The organism is Pseudomonas sp. GW821-FHT03E01, assembly GCF_059420765.1.
Genome location: NZ_JBWKUI010000006.1, coordinates 277,628 through 304,307 on the forward strand (window position 1 = coordinate 277,628; position 26,680 = coordinate 304,307).

Annotated in this window: 33 protein-coding genes; 1 reads left to right on the top strand and 32 read right to left on the bottom strand. The window is 60.2% G+C overall.

What is annotated here, in order from left to right:
• Positions 1 to 34 precede the first annotated feature (34 nt).
• The 32 genes from AC07VO_RS12760 to AC07VO_RS12915 form a co-directional block, all read right to left on the bottom strand.
• Complete coding sequence (locus tag AC07VO_RS12760) at positions 35 to 241, bottom strand: tail protein X (RefSeq protein ID WP_495007527.1); 207 nt, start codon at positions 239 to 241, stop codon at positions 35 to 37.
• Complete coding sequence (locus AC07VO_RS12765; RefSeq protein ID WP_436275278.1) at positions 216 to 1,061, bottom strand: phage tail protein; 846 nt, start codon at positions 1,059 to 1,061, stop codon at positions 216 to 218. The genes AC07VO_RS12760 and AC07VO_RS12765 overlap by 26 nt, the downstream gene beginning before the upstream one ends.
• 12 nt (positions 1,062 to 1,073) lie before the next feature.
• Entirely contained in the window at positions 1,074 to 3,572 is a 2,499-nt protein-coding gene (locus tag AC07VO_RS12770) for a phage tail tape measure protein (RefSeq protein ID WP_495007528.1), read from the bottom strand.
• Positions 3,573 to 3,719: 147 nt separating this feature from the next.
• Positions 3,720 to 4,031: a phage tail assembly protein gene (locus tag AC07VO_RS12775; protein ID WP_436275276.1), complete on the bottom strand. Its 312-nt coding sequence runs from the start codon at positions 4,029 to 4,031 to the stop codon at positions 3,720 to 3,722.
• An 11-nt stretch (positions 4,032 to 4,042) separates the two neighbouring features.
• On the bottom strand, positions 4,043 to 4,546 hold the full coding sequence (locus tag AC07VO_RS12780) for a phage major tail tube protein (RefSeq protein WP_495007529.1): 504 nt from the start codon (positions 4,544 to 4,546) through the stop codon (positions 4,043 to 4,045).
• 12 nt (positions 4,547 to 4,558) lie between these two features.
• Positions 4,559 to 5,725, bottom strand: coding sequence for a phage tail sheath subtilisin-like domain-containing protein (locus AC07VO_RS12785; RefSeq protein ID WP_495007530.1), 1,167 nt, complete (start codon positions 5,723 to 5,725; stop codon positions 4,559 to 4,561).
• A 103-nt stretch (positions 5,726 to 5,828) separates the two neighbouring features.
• Complete coding sequence (locus AC07VO_RS12790) at positions 5,829 to 6,383, bottom strand: phage tail assembly chaperone (RefSeq protein WP_495007531.1); 555 nt, start codon at positions 6,381 to 6,383, stop codon at positions 5,829 to 5,831.
• A gap of 7 nt (positions 6,384 to 6,390) precedes the next feature.
• Complete coding sequence (locus AC07VO_RS12795; RefSeq protein ID WP_495007532.1) at positions 6,391 to 8,157, bottom strand: phage tail protein; 1,767 nt, start codon at positions 8,155 to 8,157, stop codon at positions 6,391 to 6,393.
• Entirely contained in the window at positions 8,150 to 8,758 is a 609-nt protein-coding gene (locus AC07VO_RS12800) for a phage tail protein I (protein ID WP_495007533.1), read from the bottom strand. The genes AC07VO_RS12795 and AC07VO_RS12800 overlap by 8 nt, the downstream gene beginning before the upstream one ends.
• The gene (locus AC07VO_RS12805) at positions 8,755 to 9,642 is read right to left on the bottom strand and encodes a baseplate assembly protein (protein ID WP_495007534.1); all 888 of its coding nucleotides are present in this window, start codon (positions 9,640 to 9,642) and stop codon (positions 8,755 to 8,757) included. Before AC07VO_RS12805 ends, AC07VO_RS12800 begins: the two co-directional genes overlap by 4 nt.
• Positions 9,639 to 9,965: a GPW/gp25 family protein gene (locus tag AC07VO_RS12810; protein ID WP_436275270.1), complete on the bottom strand. Its 327-nt coding sequence runs from the start codon at positions 9,963 to 9,965 to the stop codon at positions 9,639 to 9,641. The genes AC07VO_RS12805 and AC07VO_RS12810 overlap by 4 nt, the downstream gene beginning before the upstream one ends.
• 5 nt (positions 9,966 to 9,970) lie before the next feature.
• Positions 9,971 to 10,186, bottom strand: coding sequence for a hypothetical protein (locus AC07VO_RS12815; protein WP_495007535.1), 216 nt, complete (start codon positions 10,184 to 10,186; stop codon positions 9,971 to 9,973).
• 56 nt (positions 10,187 to 10,242) lie between these two features.
• Positions 10,243 to 10,800 carry a phage baseplate assembly protein V gene (locus AC07VO_RS12820; protein WP_495007536.1) on the bottom strand — a complete coding sequence of 186 codons (558 nt, stop codon included), beginning with the start codon at positions 10,798 to 10,800 and terminating at the stop codon, positions 10,243 to 10,245.
• Positions 10,797 to 11,309 (bottom strand): hypothetical protein, encoded by a 513-nt coding sequence (locus AC07VO_RS12825; RefSeq protein ID WP_495007537.1) that lies wholly within the window; start codon positions 11,307 to 11,309, stop codon positions 10,797 to 10,799. Before AC07VO_RS12825 ends, AC07VO_RS12820 begins: the two co-directional genes overlap by 4 nt.
• Entirely contained in the window at positions 11,284 to 11,643 is a 360-nt protein-coding gene (locus tag AC07VO_RS12830; RefSeq protein ID WP_495007538.1) for a head-tail joining protein, read from the bottom strand. The genes AC07VO_RS12825 and AC07VO_RS12830 overlap by 26 nt, the downstream gene beginning before the upstream one ends.
• Positions 11,644 to 11,666: 23 nt before the next feature.
• The gene (locus AC07VO_RS12835; protein WP_495007539.1) at positions 11,667 to 11,981 is read right to left on the bottom strand and encodes a hypothetical protein; all 315 of its coding nucleotides are present in this window, start codon (positions 11,979 to 11,981) and stop codon (positions 11,667 to 11,669) included.
• A gap of 68 nt (positions 11,982 to 12,049) precedes the next feature.
• Entirely contained in the window at positions 12,050 to 14,074 is a 2,025-nt protein-coding gene (locus tag AC07VO_RS12840; protein WP_495007569.1) for a ClpP-like prohead protease/major capsid protein fusion protein, read from the bottom strand.
• Positions 14,040 to 15,575: a phage portal protein gene (locus AC07VO_RS12845; RefSeq protein ID WP_495007540.1), complete on the bottom strand. Its 1,536-nt coding sequence runs from the start codon at positions 15,573 to 15,575 to the stop codon at positions 14,040 to 14,042. The genes AC07VO_RS12840 and AC07VO_RS12845 overlap by 35 nt, the downstream gene beginning before the upstream one ends.
• Positions 15,575 to 15,781 carry a DUF6148 family protein gene (locus tag AC07VO_RS12850; RefSeq protein WP_495007541.1) on the bottom strand — a complete coding sequence of 69 codons (207 nt, stop codon included), beginning with the start codon at positions 15,779 to 15,781 and terminating at the stop codon, positions 15,575 to 15,577. The genes AC07VO_RS12845 and AC07VO_RS12850 overlap by 1 nt, the downstream gene beginning before the upstream one ends.
• On the bottom strand, positions 15,769 to 17,838 hold the full coding sequence (locus tag AC07VO_RS12855) for a phage terminase large subunit family protein (RefSeq protein WP_495007542.1): 2,070 nt from the start codon (positions 17,836 to 17,838) through the stop codon (positions 15,769 to 15,771). The genes AC07VO_RS12850 and AC07VO_RS12855 overlap by 13 nt, the downstream gene beginning before the upstream one ends.
• Positions 17,801 to 18,346, bottom strand: coding sequence for a terminase small subunit (locus tag AC07VO_RS12860; protein ID WP_436275260.1), 546 nt, complete (start codon positions 18,344 to 18,346; stop codon positions 17,801 to 17,803). The genes AC07VO_RS12855 and AC07VO_RS12860 overlap by 38 nt, the downstream gene beginning before the upstream one ends.
• A 188-nt stretch (positions 18,347 to 18,534) precedes the next feature.
• Complete coding sequence (locus AC07VO_RS12865) at positions 18,535 to 19,275, bottom strand: hypothetical protein (RefSeq protein ID WP_495007543.1); 741 nt, start codon at positions 19,273 to 19,275, stop codon at positions 18,535 to 18,537.
• A gap of 24 nt (positions 19,276 to 19,299) precedes the next feature.
• Positions 19,300 to 19,644 (bottom strand): phage holin family protein, encoded by a 345-nt coding sequence (locus tag AC07VO_RS12870; protein ID WP_495007544.1) that lies wholly within the window; start codon positions 19,642 to 19,644, stop codon positions 19,300 to 19,302.
• Between the two features lie 281 nt (positions 19,645 to 19,925).
• Complete coding sequence (locus AC07VO_RS12875) at positions 19,926 to 20,759, bottom strand: DUF2971 domain-containing protein (RefSeq protein ID WP_495007545.1); 834 nt, start codon at positions 20,757 to 20,759, stop codon at positions 19,926 to 19,928.
• Between the two features lie 93 nt (positions 20,760 to 20,852).
• Complete coding sequence (locus AC07VO_RS12880; RefSeq protein ID WP_495007546.1) at positions 20,853 to 21,200, bottom strand: antiterminator Q family protein; 348 nt, start codon at positions 21,198 to 21,200, stop codon at positions 20,853 to 20,855.
• Positions 21,201 to 21,202: 2 nt separating this feature from the next.
• Positions 21,203 to 21,526, bottom strand: a complete 324-nt coding sequence (locus AC07VO_RS12885; RefSeq protein ID WP_495007547.1) for a hypothetical protein — start codon at positions 21,524 to 21,526, stop codon at positions 21,203 to 21,205.
• A gap of 2 nt (positions 21,527 to 21,528) precedes the next feature.
• Positions 21,529 to 22,824, bottom strand: coding sequence for a tyrosine-type recombinase/integrase (locus AC07VO_RS12890; protein ID WP_495007548.1), 1,296 nt, complete (start codon positions 22,822 to 22,824; stop codon positions 21,529 to 21,531).
• Positions 22,821 to 23,030, bottom strand: a complete 210-nt coding sequence (locus tag AC07VO_RS12895; RefSeq protein WP_495007549.1) for a hypothetical protein — start codon at positions 23,028 to 23,030, stop codon at positions 22,821 to 22,823. The genes AC07VO_RS12890 and AC07VO_RS12895 overlap by 4 nt, the downstream gene beginning before the upstream one ends.
• The gene (locus AC07VO_RS12900; RefSeq protein WP_495007550.1) at positions 23,023 to 23,811 is read right to left on the bottom strand and encodes a forkhead box protein; all 789 of its coding nucleotides are present in this window, start codon (positions 23,809 to 23,811) and stop codon (positions 23,023 to 23,025) included. The genes AC07VO_RS12895 and AC07VO_RS12900 overlap by 8 nt, the downstream gene beginning before the upstream one ends.
• On the bottom strand, positions 23,804 to 24,667 hold the full coding sequence (locus tag AC07VO_RS12905; RefSeq protein ID WP_495007551.1) for a helix-turn-helix domain-containing protein: 864 nt from the start codon (positions 24,665 to 24,667) through the stop codon (positions 23,804 to 23,806). The genes AC07VO_RS12900 and AC07VO_RS12905 overlap by 8 nt, the downstream gene beginning before the upstream one ends.
• Complete coding sequence (locus AC07VO_RS12910) at positions 24,664 to 25,365, bottom strand: phage antirepressor KilAC domain-containing protein (protein ID WP_495007552.1); 702 nt, start codon at positions 25,363 to 25,365, stop codon at positions 24,664 to 24,666. Before AC07VO_RS12910 ends, AC07VO_RS12905 begins: the two co-directional genes overlap by 4 nt.
• Before the next feature lie 145 nt (positions 25,366 to 25,510).
• Positions 25,511 to 25,687, bottom strand: a complete 177-nt coding sequence (locus tag AC07VO_RS12915) for a Cro/CI family transcriptional regulator (protein ID WP_495007553.1) — start codon at positions 25,685 to 25,687, stop codon at positions 25,511 to 25,513.
• A gap of 88 nt (positions 25,688 to 25,775) precedes the next feature.
• On the opposite strand from AC07VO_RS12915, the gene AC07VO_RS12920 reads away from it, so the two are divergent.
• Positions 25,776 to 26,639: a S24 family peptidase gene (locus tag AC07VO_RS12920; RefSeq protein ID WP_495007554.1), complete on the top strand. Its 864-nt coding sequence runs from the start codon at positions 25,776 to 25,778 to the stop codon at positions 26,637 to 26,639.
• Positions 26,640 to 26,680 lie beyond the last annotated feature (41 nt).

Below are 26,680 nucleotides of genomic sequence, written 5' to 3' on the forward strand. Positions count from 1 at the left end.
CGCGAGAGGTCGCCGGCAGCGCCTGCGGATGGGATCAGTCCCACAAGGTGATTGCCTCGGCCACCGGGTGCGCCAGATCCGGCAGGACGATCACCACGCCGGCACGGTAGGGCTGCTCCTCATCGGCCAGCCCCTGATTGACATCCAGCACCGCCTCGACGCAGCCATTCAGGTGCCCGTAAAAGTTGTGACAAATGGTATCCAGCAGATCCCCGTCAGACGTTCTGCATGTCGTCGCCATAGCGCACAAACTCCAAGGTAAAGGCCTGCTTGCGCGGAATGCCGCCGGCCATCAGCGAACTCTGTTCCTCGTCCACGCTCTTCAGGCACCACGTTCCCAGCACGTCGCCATACCCCGTGGTCAGGGTCAGCGGCTGAAGCTGGGCGCCGAGTGCGCGCAGGGTGTCGAGCTGCTTTAGCCCGCCCTTGAAGCCCGGGAAGATCGCCCCCTTGAGGGTGATTTTCTCGTCGCCGATGCCCACCGCCTGCTGCGCCGGACGCCGCGACAGGCGCTCCTGCGAGGCCCAGCGGAATTCGGTTGACCGGCGCAGTTCGTCAAAGGCGGCCGTGTCCAGGTTGAAGGTGTACTGCGGCGCCTTCGGGTCTTGCGGCTGGATGATCAGCAGGTGCGGGAACGGCTTCACCGCTTCCGGCGCCGGCGTCTGATCCGTGGCAAAGGCCCCGGTGGGCACGATGTTGGCCAGCGCCGGGCTGGCCTTGCCGGCAATCTTGTTGATGGCCGTGGCAGCCCGGCCGGCCTGTTCCTTCAGCACGCCCAGGCGCTCGTCAATCTGTGCGGCCGCACGGGTGGCCGTGCCGTACATAGCCACCACCCGGCCAACCTGCGCCTGTGCCGCATTGACCCCACGCATGACGCGCTGAAGCTTGGCCCCGATCGCCGGCCCGACAAAGGGCAACCCCTCCAGCTCGGACGCGGCGCCGGTGATTTCTCCGATCGCGCCATTCACCGGCGCCATCATTCCGTCAAGGCTGCGCCGGCCCGTCTCGCCGGCCGTGGCCAAGTACTTCATCCCCGATTGCAACTGCCCCAATGCTTCCATGAATCCCCCTGATTAAACGTGCGGCGCATCAAACAACTTGCGGCTTTCCTGCGCCTTGGCCAGATCGCGATAGTGCTGATCGAGCATCGGCTTGAGCTTGTTGTAGAGCGCGTTGGCGTCCTGTACGTCGCCCTGCACGGTCAACGAAAACGGCGCCTGAATGTCCACCCTGGCTTCGATGTTGGCCGGCGGCGTAGCGGTCGGCGCTGGCTTGGCCAATGGCCCGGCCTTGGCGTCGACACTGGCCTCCGGCAGCATCATCGAACGCCCGGCATCGCCGATCTGCGCCGACGCGGCCGGTGCTGGCGACTGACCCGGCGGCGCCATCATCAGCGGTGCCGACCCCGGCGGCTTGGTGAACGATTTGGCGATGTCGCCCATCACCGGCGCAATGCCCTTGCCGGCGTTGGTCATCATCAGCGGACCGGCGTCGGGCATCTTCTTCGTGGCATCGTTCGCGCCGAACAGCGCTTTGCCCACGTAGCCGCCCAGGGCGTCGCCGCCCATGTTGCCGATCACACCCCCGATCAGCCCGCCGATCGCCGTACCGATCACCGGCAGGATCAGCGTACCGAGGGCCGCACCCGCCGCTGCACCGGAGAGCGACCCGGCCAAACCACCGGCGGCCGCGCCGTAACCCACGGCCTTCTCGTCCTGCGTCTCGGCGTTCTGGTAGGTGTCATAGGCCTTGAACCCGGCGTCAGCGACAGCGACTACCGCCGCCCCCTTCACAACGTTGCCGACACCGCGACCCATGCCGCCACCCCGGCCTCCCTTGCCGCCACCCTTGCCTTTCCTGCCCTTCTTGTCGTCGCCGGCATCCACGTCGCCGACGTCCAGCCCATCACCGACGCCACCACCGGCCGGTAGGTTGGTCACGATCACTTTTTGCGGAATGTTCGGATTGCCTATCAGCGAGCCGCGGCCGATGTTCATCAGCCCCTTGGCCATCTTGAAGCCGCTCACCGCCGCCGACAGACCGATCAAGCCGGCAGTGGCCAGACCGATGCCCGTCACCAGCCGGGGCGATTCGTCCGCCAGCTTGGCCAGCCCGCCAGCCACGGACGTGATGCCGTCCACCACCGCATCCGTCACGGGCCGCATGGCATCGCCAATGGCACGCATGGACTCATCGAGCCCTTGCACCATCTCGGCCTGTTTCTGCGCCGAGGACTCCCGACGCTCAGCCAGGTTCTTGTCCAGAATCCCGGTCGCGCTGGCCGACTCCTTTTTCAGCTTGTCGTACAGATCCTTGTTCTGCATGTACGCGGTCAAGGCGCCCTTGACCTGCATGTCAGCGAACAGGTCGCCAGTACGCAGCGCCGATTCAAGGGCGGCGATCATGGCCTTGGCTTTCTCGGGATCAGACTCCTTACTGATCGCGGCCGTGGCTTTCGCCATTTCGGCGGCCTTCTTCGGGTCGGTCGCCTCAATATACTTTTGGGCCAACGCAAAGCTGGATTCCAAGGTGGACTTGCCATTCTGCAGGCCGGTATTCATCGAGCCTTGATAGTCGATGCCGGCCTTCTTGTACGCCTCGACGGTGTCACCGGAACCGATTTTCTCCATCCAGTTCTTGAGGTTGTTGGCCGCTTCGTCCGAACCGCCGGCGGTCTTCATCTGCACCTGAAGCATCGCGCCCAGTTGCGTCACCGAGTCCATCCCGGTAATGCCCAGCTTGCCCATGCCTGCCAGCAGCTCGGGGAACCAGCGCGCCATGTCGGCCGCCTCAAAGCTGCCCGCCTGTCCTTGGTAGGCGATCGCCTCCAGCGCCTTTTGCATCACCTCGGGGTCGGTGATCTTGGCGTTCTGCCCCAGGGCGTTGATCATGCGGGCGGTTTCGCCGCCATCCGAGCCTTGGCCCACGGCGAACTTGGCTGCCGTCGGGGCATACGACAGTGCCTTGTCCAGCTCCATGCCGGCGCCCACCAAGGCGTTGACCACCTCGGCCACCCGATTGCGCGCCATGCCGGTGTCGCGTGACGTGTCGATCACCGTCTTGGATAGCGCCGCCTCTTTGGGCGTGTTGGCAATGTTGGCCTTGATCGCAATGTCACGAATGATCGCGCCATAGTCCGCGCTGATCTTCGCCGGAATGATCATCGCGGCCGAGGCCGCCGTGGCTTGCCCGATGCTGCTTTTCATCTGCTGCTTGCCGGCATCGAGCTGCATGTGCCCCTTGGCCTTCAGCTCGGCGGCCCGCGCCGCTTTCCCCATCTGGGTGTAAGCCTTGCCCAGATTGCGAACCTCGACACCCTGTTTCTTCAGCGCGGCCAGATTGGCTTCCAGCTTCTTGCGCAGCGCATCGGCGCCCTTCTCGCCCGCCCTGTGCGCCTTTAGCCATTCGTCGCGCAGGCGCATGGTGTCGCCAATGGTCTTTTCCAGCACCCGGGCTTTTTTCCCGGTGTCCTCCAGCTTCTTGATGCGACTGGTGACGTCCTTGAACGCCGCCCCCACCGTGGAGCTGACGGCGCCGCCAATGACCAAGCCGAGCGCGAGTTTATTGCTCATGTGCGTGCCCTATTCGTCGTCGAGTCGAAAGCGGCTCAATCCGTGAGCCACCACAGCATCCGGTCAAAGGTCATGGCCTCAATCTCGGCGGCAGAGAAACCGGTCTCTCTCGCCAAGCGCTTGGCCGCGATCCTTTGGGTCTCGGCGTTAAAGTTCGTCCTCTTCGACCAGGCGAAAATAGCCTGCCTGCAAGCGGTTGTAGTTGCGCACACTGAGGGCCGCAATCTCCGCCTCGGTCGCCGTCAACAGGCTGCACAGCATGTTGATTTCGATCTGTTCGTAATCGTTGTTTGCGGTCGCAGTGGCGGCGCGCTGATCGCGCACCGTCGGCGCGCGCATGGTCAGCTTGTCCACCAGAAGCCCGCCGATATTGACGGCGCCTTTCATGGTGACGATCACGCTGTCATCGCTCACTTTCAGCCACGACGGCACCACTTTGTTTGCACTTGCTTGAGTCATTTTCTAAGTCCTTACAGGCCGAGGGCCGAACGTTCAGCAGCCAATTGGTCAACGCCATCGACAACCATGATCATGTTGAGCGGATCGATCTCGTACATCAGGCGCCCATCGACTTCGAGCTTGTAGTAGGTGATCTTCACGCCATGCTTGATTTCACCCACGGTGGACGGCTTCCAGTCGCCCATGTCCACCTCTTTCACGCCACCGCGCAGGGTGACAATCACCGGCACCACGCGGCCCTTGAGGTCTGCGAAGGCGCCACGGAATACCAGACTGGTCGCCGTCTGGTCAGCCAGACCGAAGAACTTCAGCGACTCGCGGCGCACGCCGTTGGTGGTAAACGCCGACTCCAGCTTTTCCATTCCCACGGCGAATTCGATCGGGGCGAACATGCCGCCGCCCTGATAGTCCTCGACTTTTTGGGTCAGCTTGGGCAGCGACAGGGTCGGCACGTCGCCGGAGAAACTGACGCCGTCCACAAACAGGTTCATGTTCTTAAGAACTTGAGGAATCATCGGTTAGCCCCCTTAGGCTTCAAGCACTTCGGTCAGCCACTCGTTGGTGACCTCGATCAGGAAATTCGGGTTTTCGGCCGGCGGCACGTCGGTGAAGCGGATACGCCAATACACCTTGCCCTGCTCGATCTGGCTGGCCGTGTTCATTTCGGTGTCCGGGTAGACTTCGAAGTTGATGACCGCGCCGGCGTTCTTCTGGTCGCGCATGAACGCCTGTAGACCCTCGGTCACGTCCTTGACGTAGGTCTTAGTGATCGAGCGGTCGACTGCCCACTTGTGGCCCGCCTGAATCGCATCCATGAGGATGTCGCAGGTGCGCACACGGGTGACGAACGCCCATTTCGGATCGCTTGACAGCGTGCGGTTGCCCCACAGACGGAAACCGCCGTCGCGAATGATCGTGGTGATATTGGCGTTGTTCAGCAGGTTGGCTCGGCAGGTGGCGTCGCCGTCCAGGTACTCGACCGGGCGACTCGTGCCGGTGATGCCGACAAACTCCTTGTTCGAAGGCGACGCCCAATAGCCGTAAGTGGCATCGGTCCAGGCAAACAGACCCGCCGTCCACGCCGAACCCGGCGCGTCGATCGTCGCGCTCTCGATCGTGTCCCAGAACTGCACACCCGGATCGACCAGAAACAGCCGCTTGCTGCCGAAGTTCAAGGCATAGGCCATGGCGGCCTCATCGGTTGTGTTCGGCCCGTCGATGATCGCCATCGCGCGCAACTTGCCGGCCAGGGCATCCATGGCGGTGGCCACGGCTTGGGTCGCCGAATGCCCCGGGGCGATCAGCAGCTTGGGCTGGGCGTTGTGCTTGCTCTTGCCGTCCAGCAGCGCCTGAAGGCCGGTACGCTGACCATCGGCAAGAACGCCACCAATGATGGCGGAGGTTTGCAGCGCGGCGTCCTCGAGCTTGGGCACGCCGACAGCGACGATCACCGCCTTGGCCTTGGCGTAGATCGCCTGGCAGGCCTTGGTAATCGCCGCACCGGCGCCGAACGCGGCAATCGCTTCGCGCTCGGTGGTGATCAGCTTCAGCTCGCCGGCTTTGGCCGTGCCGCCGCCGAGGATGCCCGGGGTAAAGGTGTCGCACAGACCGATGATCGCGGACGACGGCAGCGAGATAGTGCGCACACCGGTATCAATCAGCGTGGTCGTGACGCCGTGAAAAAAACCACTCATAAGGGTCAATCTCCAGAAACGAAAAAAGCCCCGCATAAGCGAGGCTGTGAGGGTGTTCGTGTTACGCGTAACGGAAAAGAAAACGCCCCGTCAGTGCGGGGCGTTATTGGGCCAAGCTGGCAATCCATGCCGGGGGCTGGGGGCGGCCTGACTGATCAGGGAACTGCGTCACATCCGGCCAATCGCGCAACGCCTGGCGGTAGGCATAAAGCTCGGATCGCTGCTCAGCGGTGATCGGATAATCCGGCATTACCAGATAGTCAGTCGCGGCAACCTGTACATTGCGCCATGCTCGCTCGCCCGCTTGCGCCGCTGCAATCTGCGCCGACTCATCCAGAACCCAATCCCCACCAGCCCACACATAGAACTGACCTGGCCGGCGCTTGGCGGTCAGTCCTTCAGGCAGATCGCCAAGCTCGAAATGCTCTTCCTCGGCGCCGGTGTCCGTGTGGTAAACCATGCCGCGATAGTCGGCCAATAGTTGCGGCTTCCCCTCGACCAGCGCCCATACGTGGCCAGCCTCGGCTTGGCTCAGAGGCTTTTCCAGCTGGACGGCATTGCCCGGCAGATACTGGCCAAATCCCGGGACCTTTGGAAACGCTGACAACTCAAACGGCCCGGCCAGGATGCCGAGCGGGTCGAACAAATAGATATTCATTAGAACCTCAGATCACTTTAATTCGGCCCGGATAGGCGATGTGTTTCGGGACCGTCTCAGCGCCGCCAGCGGCGCCAGTGCTGCCACCAGTCGGGGTGGCATAGGTGATGCTCCCGCCGCCCATCGCCTGCGTGCCGTAGCCTGTGGAAGCTGAATAGTGGGCGTGACTCTTGAAATCATCGAGCCGATAGCTGCCCGCCACACGGCCCGGATCGATCCCGGCAGACTCGTCAAGGTTTCGGAAGAATTTACCGCGCACATCTGGACAGCGGAACGTGGTCGCGCCATCGCCCGAGGTCCAACCGCCCTCCATACCCCCACGAGCGGCTTCCGTAGTCAGCATTCCCGACTGTTGAGCGTGGTCCCACAACCATGGCCAATCGGCACGAATCAAGACGCCATTGCCCAACGGAGCGTGACCACCCGGATTCAATACGGTGGTCGTTTCAAACACGGGCCGACCGAGTGCCGTACCGTCTAAGCGAGCAATCAGTATCCAGTTGCCCTTGCCATCACTGCGCAAATGCCAATAATCCCCGGCCCCCATCAGGACAAAAAACTGATAACCCTCGGCCCGCAAGTGCGTGTGGAACTTAATTTTATTGCTACCGGCGGCCTTGATCATCAACCGGTTGCTGGTGTTGTCGACGCGCCGCACCACCACACCACGAACACCCAGCGCCGAGTTGGCGTCGGGCAGCTCAACCGTCAACGCCCCTGCGCTGGCATCAATCAAGACAAGCCCCAACTCGGCCGCCACCAAGGACTTGGAGGTGTTGACCTCCACTAAAGGGATTTGGCCCGCGCCGTTAATCAATTCGATTGTTTCGGTTTTGGTGAAGGCGTCCGTGATCCCATAACCGGCCAGCGTGGTCGGGTTGGTCCCGCCCACCACCCGACCGTATTTGTCCACGGTCACACTGCGGTACGTTCCGGCATTGACACCAGTGCGCCCGGCCGCCATTTCAAACAGCAGATCCGTCACGCCCAGGACAATCGGCGCATCCGTCACCAACTGCCAAATGCTGTCGCCGTTGGTTGTGCCGCGCTCGACATGCACAAACAACCCGGGCGTGACTTCCAGACTGCTATCGGCATCCGCGCTACGCGTCCACACACCCGCCGCAGACACGCTATACAGGCCGTTGTCCTTGGCTGTGGACTGGTTTTTCACCAACACGCGATCACCGGCAACCAGGGTGACCCCGTCAATAGTCTGAAGCCCCGCCAACGCGATGTTGACCGTAGTCGCCACCCGCACCGAGTGCTTAAAGTCCTGCTTGCCCAGCTCCTCCAACACCTTTTGATCGACGTAGTCACGCGTCGCTAACACCACGCTCGGATCGATCTTAAGCGTGATGTTGCCGGTACTGGTGACAATGAAGTTCATCCGCACAATCTGCGTGCGCCCCGATCCTTGCGACAGGATCGGCTTGAAACTCGGTGCGCAGTTGGCCACAGCCACCAGATCGCCGTCGATGTCGTACAGACCTATTTCGCGAATCCACTTCCCGCCTTCATCGGCCGGGATAATCTGCTCGGCGATCAGCACCCTGGGGTCGGCCGGGTCAGTCTTGAGCTGATTCAACGGCCGGCGGCGCCACTCGCTGATCAGTTGGGTTTGCGTTGCGCTGGGGATCGGGTCGGTGCCGTTGGCATCCCCCACGCCCATTTCGGTGATCTTCCAGGGAATGCCGAGCGCGTCGGCGTTCGCCTGTTTGGCCATCCCCACGTTTGTGAGGATCGCGAAAAACTGCGAATTCGCATCAATCATAATAAACGTCCAGGGTGTCTATGGAGTGTTCGCGGCCGACCACACCGAAGCGGCCCGTGACCTCGATGTCACGCATCACCGGCGGGTAAACGTCGATTACGTCGCCTTCGGAGAGGGACACCGCAATGTTCAAAGCGCCTTGGGTTTCCAGGCTGATCGCCAACCCGGTCAGGTGCCGGGTGACGGGTTTGGCATCGTCGATCAGGCGCTCCAGCTCCTGATACATTTCTTCGGTGATCCCGGTGTCGAGCACGCCGACCTTCAGCGCGAAGGTGCCCGGCACGCCTTCGGGCACGGTCTTGAACCACTCGACAATCTCGATCAGATAACCCAGCGGCTCGACCACCCGACGCAGCGCGCCGATCGTGCCCTTGTGCTTGTGGATGTAGAACGATGCCTTGATCGCGGCGCGCTTGGTCGCCTCAGACCACCGGTAATCCCAGCGGTCAACCGACCATGCCCACGCCAGATGCGGCAGCAGATGCACCGGACAGGTGTCGGGGTTGTACAGCGTGCGCAGCGGGACAATGGTGCGTTCATAGAAAGCCGCCTCAATTGCCCGCTCCAGTGGCGTGCTATTGCTCGGCAGCAGGCTTCTCATGTCGCCCCCGCCATCGCCACGCTGTAACCCGTGCAATAAGCCGCCTGCGACTTGGTCGGTGCCAGATCAGCCCATCCGGTCAGCTCGACCCGCGAAACGCCGGCAATGTGCAACTGGGCGTCCACGGCCGACCGCGACACCTCGACCCCCAGCCGTTTGCGCGGATTGATCCACGCTGCGAGGCGCCGGGTGGCTTCCGCCAGACTGGCATCCCCTTCCGGGCCGGCGCTGCTCATGTGCAGAATCGCGTCAATGCGGTAGTCGAGGATTTCCGCACTTTGTACCTTGACCCGATCACCGAGCGGGCGGGTGTCTTCGTCGTCCAATGCCTCCGCGACGATGGCCAGCAGCTCGGCGCTGGCCTCACCCTTACCCTCGGTACTCAGCACCGTTACCGTAACGTTGCACGGCGCCGGACTTTCGGCGGTGGCGTCGGCCACCATCCCCGAGGCGTTGCGGGTGTGCAGGATGTAGCTGTTACGCGGCCCGGCCGTGGTCAGCCCCTCATAGGCCAACTGAATGCGCTCGCGGTAGGGGTCGTGTTCTTCCATGACCTCAGGCACTGGCGGCACAGCCGTCAGATCCTCGGCCTGAATCACCAGGCGCGGCAGATTGACGTTGGCCCCAAGCTGATCGAGGTCACTCCCGGTCGCATAGGCCAACAGTTGCGCCTTGGCCGCGTCGTTGACCCGGGCACGGTTGCCGAGCTTGATATAGGCCCCGACCTCCAGCAGCTTGACCACCGGATCGGACTCCAGGCTAGCCGTCCAGTTGTCGCCCATGTGCCCGCGAAAGATGCTCAGGCAGTCGTCATAGGTCAGCTCATACTCCAGCGGTTCCAGCACGTCCGGTGCCGGCAGCGCTGACAGATCCAAGATACTCATGCGCTCACCTCGACCACAAAGCTGTCGCCCAGGTACTCGCCGGCAACAACCAAATTAATTTTCCCGCCCAGCACGGCCACCACGCGGACACTCTTCAGCCTCACGCGCGGCTCCCACATGCCGATCGCGCGCGCCGCCTCAGCCTGCACCGAGCTTTTCCAGCCGGCGTTTACCGGCAAATCCACGTAGGTGCGCAGCTTGCTACCGTAGTCCGGGCGCTCCCGACGACTACCCAGCGGCGTGCCGAGAATGTCCTGGATGGCCTGAAGCACATGCGCGATGCCGGAAATGGGCTGGCCGGTGTGGCGATCCATTCCGATCATCTACGTCACTCCAGGGCTTCAAGTTCGGGATGAGTTTTCAGGTAGCTGACAGCCTGCTCATCGGACGCCGAGACCTCGACAACGGCCTTGGCCACCGCCAGCGTGCGCTCCGTTCCGGGGATGCACAGGGTGCGCGAGGTAAAGAGTGTGTCGCGGAACTTCAGCAGCAGATCCGCCGCCGGCGCTTGATCGTCGACAGGTGTTGCAGCGGCCTTGGCCATGGGTTTCCTCCGGGCACAAAAAAGCCCGCACTTTGGCGGGCCGGATGAATGATTGATTAATGCGTGTGGTGGTTGTCGCTCTTGCCGGCGGCCATGATGTTCGCAGCCCCGTCGATGTTGCCTGTTACGCGTAACGGGCCTTTGATGTTCACAGCCCCCTCAAGGTCGATCGTTCCAGACTTCACCGTCACCGCGTTATCCGTAACGACGACCTCCGTACTACCTACCTTGATCGTCACCGTGCCGGTCGGCAGGGTGATGGTGTAACTCTTGGCCTGCCAGTCGTAGACCAGCGAACCACCATCATCAAAACGCCAGACCTCGACGTGGTCGCGATTGTCCGGCTGGGCGCCGGCGTTGCCGTACAGCCCCGGAATGAAGGTGCCCATACCAGCCTGACCGCTGGGGTTGAACAGCACCCCCTGCTCGCTCAGGCTCGGCGATCGCCAGTGCCGCGCCTTACCAGCCGCGAGGCTGTGCCAGCGCACCCAGGCACTTGTCCACTCGCCATTCGACACCCGCACAGCCCCCGCCGCCAGATCCACCCCCACTACCACGCACGGCATCAGCATGGCCGCGATCATGCGGTCATGCTCACCCAGGGCGAAACTCATGGCGGCGTCTCCGGCGGGAAAAACTCGCCTTCCGAATCGCCACTGAGGCCAAACATCAGCGATCCCGGCGGCTCGTCCGGCCACGGCCACTCAAGCTCTCCGACTTCGAAGTTTTGCGTCCACTGCACCGACCACATGACGAACTGTTCAAGGTCTTGCGTCGGCGCCTCGGGCTGGGCGTGGATGTTCTCCGGCGGGCCGGTGACAAAATCCAGATCCCACATCTGGTAATTCAGAATCGCGACCATCTGAGACGCCAGAATGGCCGCCTGTAGCGACGCCTTTTTGCGCGTCGCATCGACCAGAATGCACGACTGAAAACGGCCGATCAGGGCCGTTTTCCCTTCACCGCGATCGGTGCCAAGGGTCATGTCCGTCAGCCCGTACAGCAGTGCCGGCGTCTGCACTTCAGAACCCAGCTCGGGGAATTGCTCGACGTGCAGGAACCTCGGCATGGCCGCGCTGATCGTGCGTGTGATGGCCTCATGTAATGTCGTCAGTTCGCTCATTGCCCACACTCAACACCAGATCGACCATGCCCGTACCGTCAGGCTTCAAGCGGCTGACCTTGTAGCGGCCACCGCCCAAATGGGCCGGCAAGTCGATGGTAAGAAAGTCGCCCTTTTTGACGCCCTGCACGTCGACCGTCCGCGCATTCAGATTCGGCTCAAGCACCGCATCGGCGTTGATGGCCGCCCCCAAGCGCGCAGATCCTGCCTTGCCGCCGCCAATCTCGGCGCCGACAAAAGGCGACGTGAAGTCGCCGTAGACCGTGCGGCCATCGTCAAGAGTCGCCTTGTCGCCCAGACGCGCCACCAGCAACGCGTCAGTGCGATCAGCCAAGGCCCGAAACCGATCGAACGGCATTACTGAACAATCAACACGTCGGCCAAACCGCCGACCGAATCAGACTGCATCTTGCCGTAGGGGACCGAATCAGCGGTTCCGGCCGGCACCAGCGCGCCGGCCTTGACGCTGGCGTTCATGCCAGCTTTCAGCGCGGCATCTGCCGGGACATTCCAGACGCCACCAGTGCGGTAAACGATGATCGTGCCCTTGGAGCCGGTGCCCATCGGCATCACCGCCAGATCGTTGATCACCTGCGGGACGCCAGCGACAGATCCGCCGGTGGGTGCCGGCAGCGTGACGGTTTCGCCGGTGCTTACATAGTTCGTGGTCATAGCCAGTTTTCTCCTGTCCAGAAACAACAAACCCCGCACTGGGCGGGGGTTTGGGGGTGGGTGACGCGTTAAGCGCCGTTGGACTTGTTCAAGCCGCGCGCATCGAGCGCGGACACTCCGGCGTCGATACGAACCTTGGTCGCGATACCGTCGCTGGTGAAGCCTTCCATCTGGTCGATGTACGGCGTATCAACGCCATCCAGATAGGCGACCTCGATCGTGTCGCTACCTTGCTTCGCGGCCAGATACCAGGCCGACGACGAATTGTCGTCAAGACGCGGCTCGCCGATCACCTGGGCAAAGTTCTGGATTGGGTTCACTACGCCGGCGTTGACTTGCGCGGCCGGCACCGACGTCGAGCGGATCAACTGATTGGCCTGATCTTCCAGCGCGACCGGGCACAACAGGAATGCAGGGCGCACATTCAACGTGCGGGTTTTCTCGCCCTCCTTGGCCGGCTTGCCCTTCTGCAACGCCATGGCGGTTTTTGCCGCGCTCATGGCCGCGATCGACAGCGCCGACCCGGCACCAGTGAACAGGTTTTTGCGCGAGGCGTCGAACAGCGGTTTGCCGTCCTTCATCTTGCCGTTGTTGATCAGGGTGTCATACACCAGATCACCGATCGTTGCGCGAGCCGCGGCCCCCATCAGACGCGGAATTGCGCTCAGGGCGTCGAGGTCGTCATTGATGATGGCCTGACGGTTGATGCTGAAAATCTCGCCGTAGGTGGCCAGACGGATCGTCTCGCCGGTATCGCCGAGGGTGATGTACTTGTATTCAGCACCTGGGCGAACTTCGCGCAGGGTCGACATCGAACCCAAGCCGACGCGGTTGGCCACCTTGAAGTCGCTCAAACGGCCTTGGCGCGTCCACAGGTGGTAGGTTTCTTCGGCGTCTTCCCAACCCGCCAACAGCGAGCGATGCGAAGCATCCAGCAGGATATTGCCGAAGTCACTGGCATCATGGGTAAACGCCAGACCGACCATGTCCATTGGACGCAGGGTCGCCACACCAATGCCGCGATCGGCCAGGGACGCACGGGCCAGCTCGCGCAGGGTCATGTGGTTGTAAGCGTTGTCCGCTTGGTTGTCTTCGATGCCGAGGCGGCCCAACAACGACGCCTGCACCGAATCCCCCACCAGATTGCCGTTGCCGACATGCCCCGGGTGCCGCGCGCTGGTGGTCGGGGTGGTTGCTGCGCCGATCGCGGCCAGCAGCTTGGCGTTAGCGCCCTCCACGGTGCAGGCAATGTCATTCAGGCAGGTGTCACGCAGCGCTTGATGCGCCGCAAACGGGGCAAAAGCCGCGCTGATCGCGGTACGGCGAGACGCCTCGGCCGCCACGCCCTGCGCCATGATTTGCTCAGGTGTCAGTGCAGTCGGGGCCGGAGCGTTTGGCGCCGGTACGATCGGAGCCGGTGGAGTCGTCGAGCCGCGCGGATCGAACAGGTTTTTTAAAGATTCGGGCATTTTCTGGAAGTCCTGCATGCGTTGTGAATTGAGTTTGGCGAAGGTGTCCATCGACTCGACCAGCTCGTCAGCGAAACCCAGCTCGACCGCCTCGGCGCCGGTCATCCAGGTTTCAGCAGCGAGCAAGGCCTTGACCTCGTCGGCAGACTTGCCGGTCTTGCTGGTGTAGGCCGCCACCAGTGAGTCCTCGACCTTGTCGAGCAAGTCGGCATAGCGGCGCATTTCGTCGGCATCACCGCCCTGAATCCCCCACGGCTTATGCACCATGACCATGGCGTTGGCCGGGATTCGGATCTTGTCGGCCGCCATCAGCACCACACTGCCCATGGAAGCGGCCAGACCATCCACCGTCCCTTCCACATACGCCGGATGGTTTTTGAGCAGGTTGTACATGGCCATGCCTTCGAACACGTCCCCGCCGGGGGAATGAACGTGCAGATTGATCTGTGACACGTCACCGAGGGCTTTCAGATCGCGGGCAAACTGGTTGGCCGAGATACCCCAGGCGCCGATATCGCCGTACAGCATCAGGTCAACCACGCCACGCGCAGCAGCGCGGAGCTGATACCAGCTCTGCCCTGCGCCCGGCTCATCCTTCGACGGGGTCGCTCCCCGTGGCCGCATCAGCGGCTCTTTGCTTTGCATCGTCATTGGGCTGATTCTTCCCGTAGATTTGGTGGTAAAAGTCCGAGCTGAACACCAGCCCGCTCTCGCGGTTCGCGGCGATTTCCGCCTTGCGCGACGCCTTGAGTTCTGAAGGGTTGCGCTGCCGCGATCGGGCCACCTCGGCCTCGTCTGCAAAGCCGGCCTCAACCAGAAGTTTCCACGCCGTGGCCTCATGCACCGGATTGATCCAGGGCATTACCGGGCCTTGATAGAACGCGCCGTAGATCGTTCGCGGATCGACGTCGACCGGCACGACCAGTTGGCCGCTCATAATCGCCAGTTGCAGCCATTGGCGATAAACCGGACGACACCAGTAGTCGATGAATTCGTGTTGCAGCAGGTCATAGCCCAACTGGCCTTCGACCAGCTCCTGACGCTGCGCCGAGTAGGTGCCGTCATAGCTGCGCGCGACACTGGAATAGGTGCCGCGCGTACCCGCCGCGACCGCCTTGAGCTGGCCATTGCGGAACCCTTCAAGGAACGGGTTCGGGCGGTTGCTTTCGATCATCCCGACGTCTTCGCCGGGCAGCAGCGTGTCGATCACGATGCCCGGCGCGATGGGGAAGGTTCGCTCTGCGCGCACCTGACCTTCTGCCGGCGGAATGTAATCGTCAGGAAGCCCCTTCTTGATGTACATGGCCAACGCGGCACTGATCCGCGCGGCGACCCGCTCGCTTTCCTCGTAATCCTTGATGTCCGCCAAGCGGATCAACACCGCGTGCAGCAACGGCTGGCCACGGTTCTGACCAATGCGTTTACGATGCGCGATGTGAATCATCTGCTCGGCCGGCACGCGCTTGGTGTTCTGTGCGAGAACCCCGCGCTGATCCCCCGGGTGGGACTTGAGCAGGTGGTAAGCGCGCTTGCGCCGCCACGCATTGCGCTCGATGCCCTGGACGATGCCCTTGGACAGATCGGTGTATTCAATGGGCAGGTAGTCCGGCTCCAGCAGCTCCAGCGCAAACGGCACACCGTGCAGATGGTCGTAGCCGGGCACCTTGCCCATCAGCATCTGCGCCAACGCCTCGCCGTCACGCAGCCAGGTGCGGCACACCAGTCGCTCCATCTGCGGCCGGCTCAACTCCCCGGACGCTTCAGGCTTGAGCGACCATTCCCCCCATAGCGCCTTGATCTGCGCGGCAAACGCCACGTTGATCGTGCCGTCATACCCCAGCGGAATCGGCTCCACCGCAATACCCGGACCACCCACCACCCGTTCTTCCAGACGATCAAACAGCCCCGTGACAATGTCGTGGTCTTCGTCCAGCTTGCGGCACTGCTCACGCAACGATTTCAGCGTTTTGTTCAGTGAGGCATCAGCGCTTTTGGTTTGCTTCTTGGCCCTGTGCGTGCGGGTCACCGTGGCGGCTTCAAACGCCATGATCACGTTACGCGCACGCAACCGCTCAGCGACAAAACCCGGGAACAGCGGCGCAAGGGCCTTATCCAGCAGGTTCATTAAAACGACGCCAGGGAATACGCCGGGCGGCCTCCGCGCTGTGCCTGGGCCACGCGGCGCTCCCATTCCACCCTGCCCTGTCTGATTTGCGGCAGATCCGCCATGACGACACGCCGGCCGTTGAACTGCACGTCCTTGCCGGCCAGCACGTCCGCCTCGGCTTGCAGGTACTTATCAAGCATTTCCTGAGGTGTTAACGCAGCCATGCGCTCGCTCCTGTATCAATCCAGCCGCCGGCGGCAGGCTGGTGGTCTGGTTGAGATTGGATCGGGGCCGGGGCTGGCTCAGGCTCCGGCGCGGGGGCCGGTGCTTGTGGCTCGTCAAGGTCGATCGATTCGTCTGGCTCGTCCTGCTCGTCTGGTTCGTCCAGCTCGCCCTCATCACTCGCTGCCGAGTTCTGCCGAGCCAGATACTCCAGATCGAGGCCGAATTTCTCCTGACTGATGCGCAGCGCCGCCAAGGCGTACACAAAGCAGTCGAGCGCCTCGTTGCGCTTCTTGCTGGCATCCCAGCGAAGCACGCGGCGCCCTCGGGCCATGATCCATTTCTTGGTTTCACTGGTGAGCTGCTTCAGCTCGTCGCCGTCGCAGATCTGGTCGTCGGCAGGGAAATGCACCAGACCCGGCACCGGACGATGGCCGTCCGGCTGTAGCTTGAGGCGGTTGTAGATCACCTCTTTGGCGTTGTCGGTACCAATTTCCGTCAGGTAGGTTTTGGACTTCTTTTCCTTGCGACGCGGGAAGCTCGCAATCGGCTTGCCGTAGGTGCTTGCCCCGAAAATCGGGATCACCCAATGAACGCCATGCTTGCGGCTTTCGGCCCGCACAGCGTCCGAGTGGTGGCCGCCGGAGTCCCAGCACCAACGCTCTACCCGCATTTTTGCGCCGTCTGCACGGGTGTACATGCGGTGCAGCTCGCGCCCGACTTTGCGCTTGAGAACCGCGCTGTCAGGGTCGCCGTACAGAATCTTGCGGTCGATCAACCACGCCTCTTCGCCAGCCCCCCAACCCCATACACGCAGCTCGTATCGGTCGTCTTGGGTGTCGATCGAGCCAGTCAGCGCGACAACGCGCGGCGGCACCTGGGCGGCGTAAACCTCACGCCGAGCGTGCAGCAGCTCCCAGTCGACTTTCTCGGTCTGGTCTTCTTCCCATGTCTCGCCCAACGTGGTGTTGGTAAACGTCTTGATCTTGCCCCGATCCTTACCGGCCTTGACCCGCTCGTCGGCGATCTTTACCCACGTGGTGAAGGTCGAATACACCGTCCAGATATGGAACGTGAGACGGCGCGGCGTGCGCATCGGCGCGTTATCCGCCTCGAACCACTCCATGCTGTCGCGCGTCCAGATGCCGGTTTTCTCGCAGATGTAACGGCCCGAACGTGACGCCTCGATCATCTCGTGATGTTCGAACGTGCAGCCGTGACCGGACTCGCACAAATACCAAGCCTTGACGACTTCGCCGCGCTCATCCTTCAGCCACTTGATGCCATACGGCTCATCCGGCCCGCCCCACTTCAGCGTCTGTTCCGTGCGGCAGTGCGGGCAGCGGATGTGAAAGCGCATCAGGTAGGCCGATTCCTCGGCCGCCCGGGTGATCTGGCAGGTTCCAGCAAGCTTGGGCGTGGAACCGCGAATTGACTTGGGGTAGGTCGCCCCTTCCAGGCGCTTATCACCCAGGAAGGTCGGCGACCCCTCGCCGTCGATATCCTCATCAAAGTTCGACAGCTCGTCATAGCCGACTTCATCCGGGCTTTTCTCCCGGTAGTTACCGCCGGCTGTACCACCCAGCCACCACAGCACCTTGCGGTTTTCGAATACCTTGGATTCTTGGGTGTTGTCGCCGTGTTTCTTTCCGCACCAAGGCGCCAGAGCCTTGATCACCGGCACGTCGCGAATCATCGGATCGACGTGCTTTTTCATGATGTCTTTGGCGTCGTCGTCGGTCGGACTCCACATGCAGACGCTGCGTTTCTTGTGCTCGATCTTGTAGGCGATGTTCGCTACCAGCATCTTGGTGTAGCCAACCCGCGCCGACTTCAGCAGGTTCAGCTCTTCGATCAGGTCGTTGCCCATGGCGTTAAGCAAGGGCACCTGAAAAGCCTCGGTCGTCCACTTGCCCTCCCCGTAGGAGGACTCCGACGACATGTAGAAATATTCGTCTGCCCACTCGACCGCCGTCATGGGGGCATCTTTGTGAAGGCTTTTCAGCCCGCGCCGGACAGCGTCAACCAGTGGCCTCATCCAAGGAGGCGATGTACTCATCCAAAAGCTCCGGTATGCGGTCAGCCAACCCGACAGCAGCGTTACGCGTAACGGCAATCTCGTTCTCGACCGCATCAAGGTGACGCACGGCGATATCGGGGTGCTTACGCTTTACGCTCTTGGGGATGGTGTTCAGGGTTGAGGCCAACTGCGCCGACAGGCTGGACAATGCAAAGATCATGAATCCGACCGGGACAAGCTCCTTGTCGCCGACCTTGTTTTTGCGTGCCTGGGCGTCGGCCTGCTCTCGGGTCAATCGCAGTCGCTCGCAATCGATCTTGTAACCAATGAGCGGATCGACTTCTTCAGAGCCAGGTTGTTGCTTTCCGGTTTGGTGTTGAAGGCGATTATCGACCACTGACCGGACGTCATAAAAGGACTCGCGACCGATCTTGGCAATCGCCACGACCCCCCATTTATCGAAGGCCTGCGTGGTGATACCCAGGCTTTCAGCCATGCGGGATTTGTTTAGCCATTCAGGCTTACGGGTGATCGATGGATTAGCCATAACTACACAACAACCAACCTCTGAAAATGGGTCATACATAGCGATGAAGCGGGGCCCGAATTACCCCCTATGGGGGTGGGGTCCGGGAGTACCTTTTGGTTTTGCCCTCCCCCCTACCTGTCAAGCGAAAACCGCACGAAAACCAACCTTTTTCGTCCTTTTTCGTCATTTCCTCGACCTCCACGCGGTCAGGGCTTCGCGGTGGCCGTGGCGTAGGCGAAGGCGTCCGCGAACTCAGCCGGATAGTTGGCTTTCACAATGTTCTCGGCGATCTTGAAGAACGGGAAGATCGTGCGGTACCGAGGCGCCGAGGAGCTGAAGACAAAGACGGGCCGGATCGCATCACCCATGCCCATCGCCTTGCGCTCCCACACACCACGACCGCCGTCTACATCTCCCGAGAAGAAGCGATGAGCATTGCCTTTGCGCTTGCTTCGGACGCTATCACTGGCATTAGCTTGATAGCCGCGCCCTGTCTCGGCAGCGCCCAAGCCCGAAAGGATCTTGGTCATGGTGCCGCGCGACACGTTGCCGTATTGGTTCATGAACGGCGCGGTGGGCACGGCGTACTCATTGGCCTGCATGACGCCCCGGGCAATCAGCGCTTTCTCAAAACGCTTGTGAGGCCGAAGCCCGCCCCCTACCGCTTGCTGGAGATAGGTGTCGGCCGGAACGCCTGACGCCCATGAATCCTTGAAATAGACCTCTGCGGCCTTGCTCCTGGTCGCAGCCTTCACGAACAGGCTATTGAGCGTCGTCGGGGTCGGCCGATCGAGCCGATCCCTCATCACCTTGATCTCGCCCTTCTTGACCCGCTGGGCCAGCCGGGTCGCCGTCAGGACCAGCACGAAGGGTAGGTGTCTCTGTTCCAGCTCCCGCATGCCCGCCGTGATCGGTGCGGCATCTAACGCCAGATCAAGCTTGAACATGCTGTCACCGCCTGAGTCCGGGATTTACTGACCGTTCGTGTTGGGTCCTGCCGATGATTCGCTGACGCCTGCTCTCTTCGCCAGGAACTGTGTATACAGACCACCAGCAACATCGGCGCCAATGACCGCGATAACGATGCCCAACCCGGCAGCCAGATACAGGTTGTTCCACAGAGCCATCGCGAGCAACAGCGTGGCCATACCCAACAGGCCTGAAGCTAGAAACCGCAGAGCCACGCGCTGCAAGATCTGCCGAAGACCAAGGTCACTGCCTGATGCCCTCAACATCTCCCCAGATAAACCAGCCATGCTCAACAATACCAATAGCCAAAGGGGCACATCGGCGAGAGCCTGATGCTCTGTGTTCATCTGTAGTCCTCGAATAGGTTCGGCCACCATGTCACTGTCATCCGCTTGGAGCAAAGAGCCAGGCATGTGGCCAGAAACGAAAAAGCCCCGGCGTATGCCGAGGCTCTAATAACGGTAGAAAGCAAAAAGCCCGACTCGAAGCTCGGGCTTTGCTCGCGGAAAAACCGCAAAGTAAATGAAATCTACTTATTGGGACCGGGCATGTCAAGCGCAACGTATAGATCAAACACCATTACATTCGCTGAGCGAGCGTGACAACCAACTCTAGACGCAACTCCAGATCACCTAGGGCTCAGCAGTTTTTTTTCAACATCGAAAGAAGAACTAGAAATTTTTGTCTCATATGCCGGAACACCAAGTCGTTTCGATGCTGAAATGATTTGCTCTCTGACTTCATCGCTAGCCCTATGTCCGACTATTAATTCATCAATAGCCTGGAATGGAACCTTAAATAAATGAACATTGAACGGAGCAAACTTTTTCGTTACGTCCGCAACATCCAAGAAACTAACAAGCCTTTCCTCCTCCTCATAAGACCAATCTATCGACTTAGTAAGCAGCACATTTATCGACTCATCATGACCTAGTCGCTGCTCTCGAATTAATGTTCTATGCTCCGAGTATCTTACGGCTGAGAGTGGAAAGCGTTCTCCCTTTGTATCAGGCACACCCTCAAAAAAAAGATGATCCTTGTTAAATCCAACGCAAAATCCTGCGTATGATGAAGTATAGTGCGACCACATTAGCGCACTATTCCAACGTCTTGAAAGAGACAAAATCCCGAGATTATTATCAAGGCGACTGCTTGTATGTCGATAAAATTCATCCCTAAAAAATCCCGGATTTTTCTTTAGATTGCTATCCAATCTTTTCATGGCCGATTTAAGCTGTGCCGCTTTAGCCCTACGGGTATTTCTATCATCTATAGATGACGGCTTTAGATCATCAATAATGCTCTGTCTTAGTTTAATAAGTGCGAGCTGCTCTAAATCATCAGGCAGTGCAGGCAGGCATTCATATGGATCATTTAGAGCGCCCGGAGGAGTAAATCTAATTAGCCCATCCACCAAAAAACTTGATCGATCAGGGGGAAGATACTTGAAGATGGAGGCCATGATTATCCTTTCTCAGAGTGTTCTTACTCCGTCAAAGATATCAAAAAGCCACCTCGCAGATACAATTTCCTCATTAACATTTCGGACTTAAACCTAGGCACGACGAAAATCCAAAGCACCGTCGACCCAGGCAATCCCGGCTTTCCAGAGCTGCCGTGTCTTCTCTTCGCCGAAGCCCAGCTTCTTGCCGACATCGACCAGTGCCATGTCCCGAGTGGTGTAGTACTTCATCAATACGCTGCCACATTCGGGGTAGCGCTTGAGAAGACGACCCATCAACCCATCAATCATCAGCGCGTCGTCATCCGTGATCATCGGCGTGTGCAGAGTATTCTCGCGGGATGCGCAACAGGACACACCAGACCCCAGCACGACCCATCGGCCCCAATGCTCCAGCAGATCTTCGGCGGTGCGCTCGGTGAAATGCTTCATTCTTGCCATGATCAATCCCCCGTGAAATTCGATGCGCCGGCACCGCGGCGGTTGTTCTGCTCGTATTGCTGCTGTGCTCCACCATGTGGGAGCGAACTACGCAAAAAACGCACTTCTTCGCTCGCTTGACGAAGCCGCAGGCCAAGCTGCATCAGCATTTCACCCTGTGGGAGCGGGCAACCGGTTGCGGCCTCCACCCAGCCGGATGCGTGACAGTGATTGCAGGCGATCTGATGAAACACGCCCTCAATGAACGTTTTGCCGAGGCACACCTGGCACTGATTAAGCGGGATCGATTGCACCCGGAAGGCGGGGCCGTGAGTCCTTTTGTCCATTTTTAAACCTCGCCTATGGTTGATTCTTGAATGGCCTCGCAGACCTTGTGTTCTGGCGCTTCCGGGGCATTACCGAAATCTCCGGATCTAACGCCGGTCAACCCGTGGATCAGGGCAAAACCCTTCTGATCTAGATGGGCGTGCCACTTCTCCAGAGCATCGCGCTTGCGTGCCATTACGTCCGACTGGATGTACACCTTCACGTTGTGGCCCATGGCGTGGTTGATCAGCAGCTCGCCAATCAGATGGTCGATGCCGATGTCTGCCCAGCCAGTGCGGGCCACCTTGCGCAGGTCGTGGCTTGTCCACTCGCCTTGCCCCAGCCGGGTGAACACGGCGCTGGCCTGCCCTTCACTCAAAGGCTTGCCGTTGCGTGCCGGGAACAGGTACTGACCGTCATAACCTCTGGCCCGCTGAATCTCGCGATAGCAGATCAGCACCTTGCATACCTGTTCGGTCAGCGGCAGGTGATGCTCGACTCGAGTCTTAGCGTGCTCGGCCGGAATGAACCACTCGCGCTCAGCCGGACTGATGTGCGACCAGCGAGCTTGCCGGGTTTCACCGATGCGGGTGCCATGGCAGAGCATCATCAGAGCCAGCAGGCCGTCCGAAGGGTTGTTCGCCATGGCGCAGAGCAAGCGCGTCATCAGGTCTTGCAACTGGGTGCCACGCAACCGAGAAGGCTTGATCCCGACCTTGGCTTTCGAGAAGTCGTTGAATTTGATGTTCGCCATCGGGTTGAGCGAGATCAGGCCAAGCTTGTAGGCCTGGCGGAATGCCAGGGCCAGCAACTGGAACGCCGAGCGCACATAGTCGATGCCGATCCTTTCCTGCGCCGGCCACATGAGCTCGCTGTCGAGGGTCGCCTTGTCGATACCAGTCAGAGGCAGATCGCCCAGGCACGGGGCCAGGTGGCACTTGATCAACGATGCCCCAGTCTTCTTGCGCTTCTCGGACAGGTTGCGGTCACGGGCCATCCGCGCGGCGTACCACTCCAGCAACTCGCCAGTGGTGACCCACTTGGAAAGGCTTGAGCTTTCATTGGCAGCGACTCGCAATCGGACGCTCGGAAGCGCGGCGACAACCTGCTTGGTGCTCAAGCCTGGAAACCCACCGATCCGGTGCCAGTCGCGTTTGCTGAGCAGATACCAAGTGCCCCGGGAACGGTTCTTCCAGTAGCGAAAGTGAAGCGCTGGATGACTGGCGTCCCGCAGGTCACGCACGTGCTCAAGCTTGGCGTTGCGCTCGATCTCGGCGTCTGACAGCTTCACGGTCAGGGTTTTGATTTGAGTGCTCAACGGTCACCCTCCTTCTGGGCAAGTAGATCGACCACCTCGAACGTTGAAGGCCACATCCACGCGCCATACCGATTAGCCATCGCCTCATCAGCGAAAAGCGCCAATGCGTGATCAGGTGTTCCGCCCAAATCCATTTTGAAAGAGCAGCAATGGACCGCGTACCGGTAGGCTGCTGGATCTGGCGGCGCGAAGCGTGCGTCAGGCATGGATTGCCTCCTGTGGCATTGCGTCAATTGCCTGTTGGGACAAAAAGGCCCGACGGGCTGCGAATTCTTGTTCAGCCTTTTCGCGGACTTCTCTCTTCTGCTCAGCAGACGCGGCACGCATTTCCAGCATGCTTGCCTTCACGCCCTTCAGCCGCTCTCTCATAGCAGGGCTCGGCTGCGCAGGAGAACCAGTGATAAGCCCGGCAATGGCGCGACCGTCCTCAGTTACCGGCTCATGCGTCAAGTCGGCCAAATACTTATGGCCATGCTCTTGGGGGATCCGCTGCATTTGCACTGCGTTCGTGATCGCAGCAATGCGGCGGGCGGCATCGAAACCGATAGAAACGTGCCAGGTGGCCGGTCTTGCCTGGCTGCGCGCCTCAGCGACAAATCGCTCGTAAGCGCTGATGAAGGCCATGCGAGCACCAACCTTGTCGCCAGCAGAAAGAATCGGGCGCGCAGCTCCGAGCGCCAACTGGACCTCGTCCGTCAGCACTACGGTGTCGAACTCATCGTTCGAAGACAGCGCGATTGCCCACGCCTCGTCTTTTCCGGGACGACCATCAGCCGACTCGATGCGTGACAAGATGTCAGACAAAGTCAGCTTCCCGCGGACCTCTCTCCGGCAAGCTTTGAGCGCCTTTTCGATCAAGCCCAGTGGATGCTCACTCAGGTCTACCGCCATGATCGCCGCAGCATTGGGGCTCAACGTCACCCCCATCGCCTCAGCGGTGCCGCAGAGAAGATCAATCGCAACGTCCATTTCGCTCTGGTTAAGCATTTCCGGCTCTCCGGTTACGCAACATTGCCTTCGCCTGCTCTGCCGTCGACATGTTGGCCTGGGTGTTTTCCATCTGCTTCGCGGTAGTGCCATTGACCTGGCTGTTGGTCGCCCACTGGGTCCGGTAAGCCTCTGCCTTGGTCAGCAGCGAGCCGATGTCGTGGCATGAGCGGATCAAGTAGGCGTCATTGATCGAGACGTAGTACTCAGCCACGTAGCGAGCCTCGTCAGCACCGAGGCGCTTCAGGAGGTTGTTGATCTGGGTATTCACCGTCGCGTTGCGAACCGGGTCGGTCTGGTAGCGATTGAAGTACGCTGCGGCGTAACTGGTCCAAATCCCCCGGCAGGCTTCCTGGCGATCAGCTTCGACTTTCGCTTTGCTGCGACCGTCCTGAACCTTGGCAATCTCCCCACCACTGCCCTGCCCGATCAGGGCCGGGAAAGGAGATGGCGGTTCTACTGATAGTTCAGTGGCGGTTCTATTACGGTTCTGGGTGCAGCTGCTGCGGGGGGGTGGCGCAGCATCTGCGGGGGTGGGGTGCAGCTCTTGCGGGGGAGTCCCCGCAGCATCTGCGGGGTGCATTTCCTGCGGGGGTGCATATGTCGCGGGGGTGATGGTGTACATGGTCGAGCGACCCATCCGCTCACGGATGGACAGAACACCGGCCGAGCACAACCATTTGATCGCGCTCTGAACAGTTCGCTCAGCAAGGCAGGTTCTTTGACCGATCTTGGCAATGGAAGGCCAGCAGACACCCTCATCATTTGCGTTATCAGACAGGGAAATCAGCACAGACTTTTGCGCAGGGCTCATGCCCTGGAGCGGCCAGCAGGCGCTCATGATGATAGTGCTCACAGGGTGTTTCCTTGGATTTTTTCAGCCAGTGCAACGATGCCCTGCCGGGTCACCATCACCTGTTCGATGACTTTGAGCTCCTGCCCTTCCCCGTCGCCGACCCTAACCAGCTTGTGCTCGAGCAAACCTGAAGACAGCCGAGGTTGGTAGGCGGACCAGCTGGAGAAGCTGGTGCGGCGAAAGATCCAGCGGTTATCGCTCAACCACTTGAATAGCTTCTGCGGACGGATGCCGAGCTGCTTGGCGGCACTGGTGATGCAGGTGGAGCCTTGGGTATTGGCCAATCGATTGAGCGCTTCGACCTTGGGGGCCTGCTTGTCGATGACCTGTTGCAGTTGCAGGTTCTGTTCGGCCTGAAGAGCGGCGAAACGCAGCGCGCCGGGAAGGTCCTGCGGGATCGTGACAACCTGCCGTGACACGTTTTCAAGTTCACGCAAACGTGTCACGACACGGAAACGAAGCGGCGCGCTGTAACCCGAAAGCAAGGTGATGACCAGGTCCTGGCCGAGCACGTACTCGGTTTGCTGGCGGTTCAGACTGTCCAGGTAGATGCGTCCAAAAGTGGACGCATCGAAACCCAGATCGCCGAGCATGCGTTTGGTGTCGCGCATGACGTGCTGGTGTTGTTTGCCGGTGAGATCGGCGATCTCCCGGCTCGACATGGTGACCGTATTGCTTGGAGCAACGATCGTGTTCATAATGGCTCCACATGTTGTTGTGCTGTTGAAGAAGCCGGTCTAGCCACCGGCTTTTTTGTGTCTGCGATTTGGGTACTGGATGAATCAACAGCCAACCTGCATCACTACTGGTGCGATGCCAGGCAATAGATAATTCGTTCCATGCTCAAGCAGCGTCGTCTTGCTGCTTGGCTTTCAGAGCGCCTTTGGTGATTCGCTCGATTTGGTACTGGCGCAACTCCGGCACCTCATCCCACTGACGGACAGCCTCGTAGGTAACGTTGAGAGCCTTGGCCAGCGCGGAGATAGAACGGAAATGCTTGATTGCTTGGGCTTTGGTCATGCCGACCTCCTTTGCGCTTCCAGATATTCAAGCATGCTTGTGTATTCAAAACAAGCATGCTTGACAAGCACTCTTGTAGATTGCACCCATGAAAACCACTGATCGAATTACAAAGCTCGTGCTCACACGGAAGCCCGCCCTCGGCGTCCGGAGCGTAAAAAGGGACATTGCTACTACCTGCGGGATTAGCTACGAAGCCGTTCGCCAGTGGTTTGCCGGCGATACCGAGAACATCAAAAACGAGAATCTCGTTGCCTTGTCCGAGGGCTACGACACGACTGTCGATTGGCTACTGTCTGGTAAGGGCGAGCCGCCTAGAAGAAAGGGATCAGTTGCAAACACAGAGGATCAGGTTTCCGACCCCACTGGTGCAGCAGACATCGTCCAGAAAATGCTGGAGAAGCATGGGAAGGCGCTGTCAGAAGAAGCTCGCAAGAGGATCGTTGATGCGGTCACGGTCAACTCCGATGGAGCCACCAACAGCAGCAATGTGATCTCCGCCGATTTCTCTGGGCTCCGACTGAAGGAAGGCGACATATCGATCCCGCAGTACGATATTCGGGGCGCGATGGGGCATGGTCAAGTTCCGGCCGACTACTCCGAAGCAATCCGAAACGTGGTCATGAGTCAGGATGTACTGCGCGATAAAGGCGTCCAGTACACTGCGCCGGCCAGCCTGGCCATCATCACTGGCTGGGGTCAGAGCATGGAAGGAACAATCAATGACAAGGACCCGATTATCGTCGATCGCGGTGTTACAGAATTCGCGGGCGATGGTGTCTACGTCCTCACCTGGCACGACCTGCTCTACATTAAGCGGCTTCAGGTGTTCGATGCAGATAATTACGAACTGATTTCGGACAATCCAAAACACAAGGACCGTGTGGTGCCGATGAATGAAGTAATCATCCACGCCAAGGTTCTCTTAGTCTGGAATGCGCAGAAGCTGTGACGGGTACCGTCCTCCTATAGATCCAGCAAAAGCCCGCAGAA

Coding starts and splice junctions, on each gene's coding strand:
- AC07VO_RS12780 (WP_495007529.1), bottom strand. CDS start 4,546: ATGATTCCTCAAGTTCTTAAGAACATGAACCTGTTTGTGGACGGCGTC.
- AC07VO_RS12900 (WP_495007550.1), bottom strand. CDS start 23,811: ATGCTTAACCAGAGCGAAATGGACGTTGCGATTGATCTTCTCTGCGGC.
- AC07VO_RS12770 (WP_495007528.1), bottom strand. CDS start 3,572: ATGAGCAATAAACTCGCGCTCGGCTTGGTCATTGGCGGCGCCGTCAGC.
- AC07VO_RS12870 (WP_495007544.1), bottom strand. CDS start 19,644: ATGAACACAGAGCATCAGGCTCTCGCCGATGTGCCCCTTTGGCTATTG.
- AC07VO_RS12855 (WP_495007542.1), bottom strand. CDS start 17,838: ATGAGTACATCGCCTCCTTGGATGAGGCCACTGGTTGACGCTGTCCGG.
- AC07VO_RS12880 (WP_495007546.1), bottom strand. CDS start 21,200: ATGGCAAGAATGAAGCATTTCACCGAGCGCACCGCCGAAGATCTGCTG.
- AC07VO_RS12915 (WP_495007553.1), bottom strand. CDS start 25,687: ATGACCAAAGCCCAAGCAATCAAGCATTTCCGTTCTATCTCCGCGCTG.
- AC07VO_RS12895 (WP_495007549.1), bottom strand. CDS start 23,030: ATGCCTGACGCACGCTTCGCGCCGCCAGATCCAGCAGCCTACCGGTAC.
- AC07VO_RS12790 (WP_495007531.1), bottom strand. CDS start 6,383: ATGAATATCTATTTGTTCGACCCGCTCGGCATCCTGGCCGGGCCGTTT.
- AC07VO_RS12810 (WP_436275270.1), bottom strand. CDS start 9,965: ATGATCGGAATGGATCGCCACACCGGCCAGCCCATTTCCGGCATCGCG.
- AC07VO_RS12785 (WP_495007530.1), bottom strand. CDS start 5,725: ATGAGTGGTTTTTTTCACGGCGTCACGACCACGCTGATTGATACCGGT.
- AC07VO_RS12815 (WP_495007535.1), bottom strand. CDS start 10,186: ATGGCCAAGGCCGCTGCAACACCTGTCGACGATCAAGCGCCGGCGGCG.
- AC07VO_RS12820 (WP_495007536.1), bottom strand. CDS start 10,800: ATGAGTTTCGCCCTGGGTGAGCATGACCGCATGATCGCGGCCATGCTG.
- AC07VO_RS12845 (WP_495007540.1), bottom strand. CDS start 15,575: ATGAACCTGCTGGATAAGGCCCTTGCGCCGCTGTTCCCGGGTTTTGTC.
- AC07VO_RS12885 (WP_495007547.1), bottom strand. CDS start 21,526: ATGGACAAAAGGACTCACGGCCCCGCCTTCCGGGTGCAATCGATCCCG.
- AC07VO_RS12875 (WP_495007545.1), bottom strand. CDS start 20,759: ATGGCCTCCATCTTCAAGTATCTTCCCCCTGATCGATCAAGTTTTTTG.
- AC07VO_RS12800 (WP_495007533.1), bottom strand. CDS start 8,758: ATGAGAAGCCTGCTGCCGAGCAATAGCACGCCACTGGAGCGGGCAATT.
- AC07VO_RS12760 (WP_495007527.1), bottom strand. CDS start 241: ATGGCGACGACATGCAGAACGTCTGACGGGGATCTGCTGGATACCATT.
- AC07VO_RS12920 (WP_495007554.1), top strand. CDS start 25,776: ATGAAAACCACTGATCGAATTACAAAGCTCGTGCTCACACGGAAGCCC.
- AC07VO_RS12910 (WP_495007552.1), bottom strand. CDS start 25,365: ATGAACACGATCGTTGCTCCAAGCAATACGGTCACCATGTCGAGCCGG.
- AC07VO_RS12825 (WP_495007537.1), bottom strand. CDS start 11,309: ATGAGCGAACTGACGACATTACATGAGGCCATCACACGCACGATCAGC.
- AC07VO_RS12850 (WP_495007541.1), bottom strand. CDS start 15,781: ATGGCTGCGTTAACACCTCAGGAAATGCTTGATAAGTACCTGCAAGCC.
- AC07VO_RS12795 (WP_495007532.1), bottom strand. CDS start 8,157: ATGATTGATGCGAATTCGCAGTTTTTCGCGATCCTCACAAACGTGGGG.
- AC07VO_RS12835 (WP_495007539.1), bottom strand. CDS start 11,981: ATGACCACGAACTATGTAAGCACCGGCGAAACCGTCACGCTGCCGGCA.
- AC07VO_RS12860 (WP_436275260.1), bottom strand. CDS start 18,346: ATGGCTAATCCATCGATCACCCGTAAGCCTGAATGGCTAAACAAATCC.
- AC07VO_RS12765 (WP_436275278.1), bottom strand. CDS start 1,061: ATGGAAGCATTGGGGCAGTTGCAATCGGGGATGAAGTACTTGGCCACG.
- AC07VO_RS12840 (WP_495007569.1), bottom strand. CDS start 14,074: ATGCGGCCACGGGGAGCGACCCCGTCGAAGGATGAGCCGGGCGCAGGG.
- AC07VO_RS12775 (WP_436275276.1), bottom strand. CDS start 4,031: ATGACTCAAGCAAGTGCAAACAAAGTGGTGCCGTCGTGGCTGAAAGTG.
- AC07VO_RS12865 (WP_495007543.1), bottom strand. CDS start 19,275: ATGTTCAAGCTTGATCTGGCGTTAGATGCCGCACCGATCACGGCGGGC.
- AC07VO_RS12805 (WP_495007534.1), bottom strand. CDS start 9,642: ATGAGTATCTTGGATCTGTCAGCGCTGCCGGCACCGGACGTGCTGGAA.